5 protein-coding genes are annotated in these 3533 nt (G+C 46.0%); 4 read left to right on the forward strand and 1 reads right to left on the reverse strand.

Annotated elements, in window-relative coordinates; all coding sequences use genetic code 11:
- The first annotated feature begins 207 nt into the window (after nucleotides 1-207).
- Both GF404_09835 and GF404_09840 read left to right on the forward strand, forming a co-directional pair.
- The gene (locus GF404_09835) at nucleotides 208-591 is read left to right on the forward strand and encodes a hypothetical protein (GenBank protein ID MBD3382483.1); all 384 of its coding nucleotides are present in this window, start codon (nucleotides 208-210) and stop codon (nucleotides 589-591) included.
- Nucleotide 592: 1 nt separating this feature from the next.
- Nucleotides 593-1477 carry a hypothetical protein gene (locus GF404_09840; GenBank protein ID MBD3382484.1) on the forward strand — a complete coding sequence of 295 codons (885 nt, stop codon included), beginning with the start codon at nucleotides 593-595 and terminating at the stop codon, nucleotides 1475-1477.
- Between the two features lie 29 nt (nucleotides 1478-1506).
- On the opposite strand, the gene GF404_09845 is transcribed toward GF404_09840, so the two are convergent.
- Nucleotides 1507-2370: a DUF89 family protein gene (locus tag GF404_09845; GenBank protein ID MBD3382485.1), complete on the reverse strand. Its 864-nt coding sequence runs from the start codon at nucleotides 2368-2370 to the stop codon at nucleotides 1507-1509.
- 379 nt (nucleotides 2371-2749) lie between these two features.
- Between GF404_09845 and GF404_09850 the strand changes: the two genes are divergently transcribed.
- The gene (locus GF404_09850) at nucleotides 2750-2929 is read left to right on the forward strand and encodes a hypothetical protein (GenBank protein ID MBD3382486.1); all 180 of its coding nucleotides are present in this window, start codon (nucleotides 2750-2752) and stop codon (nucleotides 2927-2929) included.
- Between the two features lie 27 nt (nucleotides 2930-2956).
- A complete protein-coding gene (locus GF404_09855; protein ID MBD3382487.1) occupies nucleotides 2957-3094 on the forward strand; it encodes a hypothetical protein in 138 nt (45 codons plus the stop codon).
- Nucleotides 3095-3533: the final 439 nt, after the last annotated feature.

The following is a 3533-nucleotide window of genomic DNA, read 5'->3' on the forward strand; positions in this document are numbered from 1 at the left end:
CCGCTTCACGCAGAGCCATCCTCATCCAGTATTCATCGTCGAACATACGAAACAGGATACTAATAAATCACTCATACGGCAAAATAATTTCTAAATTTTTATTTTTATTCGGGAATATTTTTCATGGCCGGATTTATAAATATCAGACAGCCCGTGATGTATTGATTATAATGTGTATTACGGTATAAAATATACTGGAGGTATGCCATGCGCACCCGCCATTCAGCAATTCTGACAATTCTCGCCATATTTACGTTATTTTCCTGCAGCGAGGATAAAGTCATTAATAATTATAACGGCGACTCCCGTTATGGCAGTTTGTCCGGAATCGTCGCACCGATCGATAACGCTACGGTAACTTTGACAGGAGTGGAAGAATACACTACAACGATCAATGCGATTGGAGGTTTTGTTCTGGACAGCCTGAGTCCCGGAATATACACATTGGAGATTCAACCTGAGAATTATAGCAAACGTTTGCTATCAGAAGTAAGTGTTACAGCGGGATATGTTAGTCAATTAGGAGAAGTAGAACTCTCCAATCTCCCATTTCCGATATATAAGGTCGTCCCTGAAAAACGGTGCAACTGATGTGAGTACACGCTCTGGTATCACGATCTATCCTGATGTAAAACTCGATCTCGAATCAGTCATCGAGAATGCCACTATTACCCCGTCCTTGAATGGTATATGGATCGAGCATCCCAGTCAAGCCAACAACAACATGATTATTTATAGCAGGTATGAGTCATTTCAGATAGGCCAAACATACACATTGACCATTCCAGCTGAAACAAAACTGGAAAATGGTCAGACACTCGGAAGTGATTTGGTGACGAGCTTCAACGTAGAGCCGATTAGCGTCCGTGTCGATGTCCATGACACCGGATTGGAGGGCAAAGTTGATCTTGCTGATCCGAATATCACTCTCCATTTCACCGCCGCGATAAACGTTGACTCGTTAAATCAAGCTGTCCAAATCGATCCGGCAGTCGAGGGTTTCTGGGTTGATTATTCACCTGCATCCAATGCTGTATTCAAGTACTTCATTACTCAGAAATCACTATCACCCAATACGGACTACACTCTCACTGTTATGGATTCAGTCAACCTGGGGAATGGACACATGCTTTCCTCGCCATACACAATGACTTTTGCCACCGAAAAATACGGTGTACAGCATATTAATCCATCAAACGGTTCAGTCGGGTTTCCCCGCGACAGCAATATCGGAATCAGTTTCAATATCTCAATGGACAGATCCTCGACCGAGACAGCCTTCAGTGTTAAAAAACCTGAGAGCGATCCGATTGAAGGTGAATTCGCCTGGTCTTCAGATTACACGCAACTTACGTTTAATCCGGATAGCAACCTGGATAGTTTGAGTGTGTACCAGGTTACTATCGATTCCACTGCTATGGTGAAGTCAATGGATGGTTACATAGAACATTATGTATTGTATTTCATGACGCGATGATAGGACAGTCTGACGATTAGGTCCGGTAACTAATCATCACAGCGCTTGATTACTATATCGCCGAGGTTGGCGCTGATATCCTGGGCGACCACCTCGCATTTGACCATCAGGAGGAAAAAGATCTCGCGTTCGACATGGCTTAATGCCTCGTAGTTGCCCTGCCCCTTGGAGATCACAAGGTCGGCTTCGAAGAAACCATCCCGCACTTTAGGGTCGCAGTAGTCCAGCATCAATGCCGGAGAATCGTAACCATCAGCGATCACGTTGACTATACCTGTCAAACCGGTCTCTTCGGCATCAGCCACGGTGGCATCATTTAAAATCGGCGCACCTCGAACAACGACCGTTACCCTGTCCGCCGGTAGTTCTTCAACCAGCACACGGTCGAAGAACAGTTCGCCGGTGTTGTCCGCGATCAGCCAGATTTTATCGGATTTCTCGATCTTCTCCATCAACAACCCGGAATCATCGACCGCAAACGGCTGACTCAGGCTTCTTTCGACCAGTTCCCGAACGCGCTCCTCATTGACCTCATCCATCCGAAACATACCGAAATCGATGATATTTCCGGCTACCGAGAGATTGAGCGCGGTCCGCAAAGGGGTCGGTGAATCGGCCACGATCTTCTTCAATTCGGGATACAACTTTTTGCCGATCTGGTTGGAGATCCGCTTGTGTTCGATATAGGCGTCCTCCACATCCAGAATCTTTTTGACCACAGCCTCGACATCGCGTCGCACCGCCACCGGCGGACGGCTGAAGGGAACCTCGGAGATCAAAGCCAGCATCTCGCGGATAGCTCTCTCCTGGATCTCTTCATCGTCGGTGGCCCTGCGGACAACATCGATCGCCTGCCGGACCTTGCAGGATATACATTCCAGGCTGGTTTTCATCGCAACATACTCCTCTATTTCAGTCAGACAGTCAAAGCTACTGCGCAGGGACGGTTTGTCAAGCCGATTCTGAAAAGTCGGCCCGCCTGTATGTTTACGTTAACAAACCTCAAACATAAATGGAGATCAAAATCAGGAAACGTCTTGACTTCAAATACATAGTTAGATATCATGTTCCATGAGGATACGTGCGAGCCGGCAGTAAAATTCGGTATCATTCTCGCAGATATTGCTTCACATGAATGCAACTACAGGTTAACTATTTCTGCTGAGGGAACTTTTAACCGAAAGGAGGTTACCAGAGACTCACCGCACCGGTATCCTTCACCGCCATTTAAGAGATCGTGCCCCGTACATATCAGACCGAAAAGAAAGCCAAATGAAGAATTTATTAGTGCTTTTTGCACTACTGCTGTCATTGTGCATTTCCGCAAACGCAGTGGCCGAAGACGGCCTCCCCGCACGCGCCAGTTGCGACAACCAGATGCCGGGCGATATCAACGACAACGGTGTGATTGACAACGACGTTGTCGACAGGTTGTATAATTTCACATATTAAAAATCAAACGACTATACTCCTGACCCCATGTCCAACGGAAATGTCGATGGTGATTGCGATATCGATCCAGAAGATATTGAATACCTGGACAATTACGTGAATTCTGGTGGACCGGCCCCGGTCAACTGCACCTGTGTCGAACCTCCGGTAATCTGCCGAAGATAGTGTGGAGACGCAAATAACGATGGCAATGTGAATGTCAGCGATGCAGTTCTTGTTGCATATTCTGTCTTACCAATGAATGGACATGTACCTAAACCGATTTGGGCTTGCGGTGATGCCAACGGTGATGGCGGTGTTTATGTTTCCGATACCGTATATAATTTATTTCGCATTTTCCGGTGGGGTATCTCCGTGGGAATGTTACGCTGGTTCATATGGTGATGAAGTCTGCTGTCAGTATGGTTCGTATTGAAATATGGTTCGGGTATAATCAAAAAAGCGGGTTTTTATCCCGCTTTTTTCTGTTCGGCAATAAAACACATTAACATAATAGATTATCCTGTGTAATTTATTTTAGTGTACTTCCGCTAACCGAGATGATAGAAAATGATGCGCTTCTTCCTGATAGTGTTAATTCTGCTTGTCTGTTGGACTTCTACTC

This window comes from Candidatus Zixiibacteriota bacterium (assembly GCA_014728145.1).
GTDB lineage: Bacteria > Zixibacteria > MSB-5A5 > JAABVY01 > JAABVY01 > WJMC01.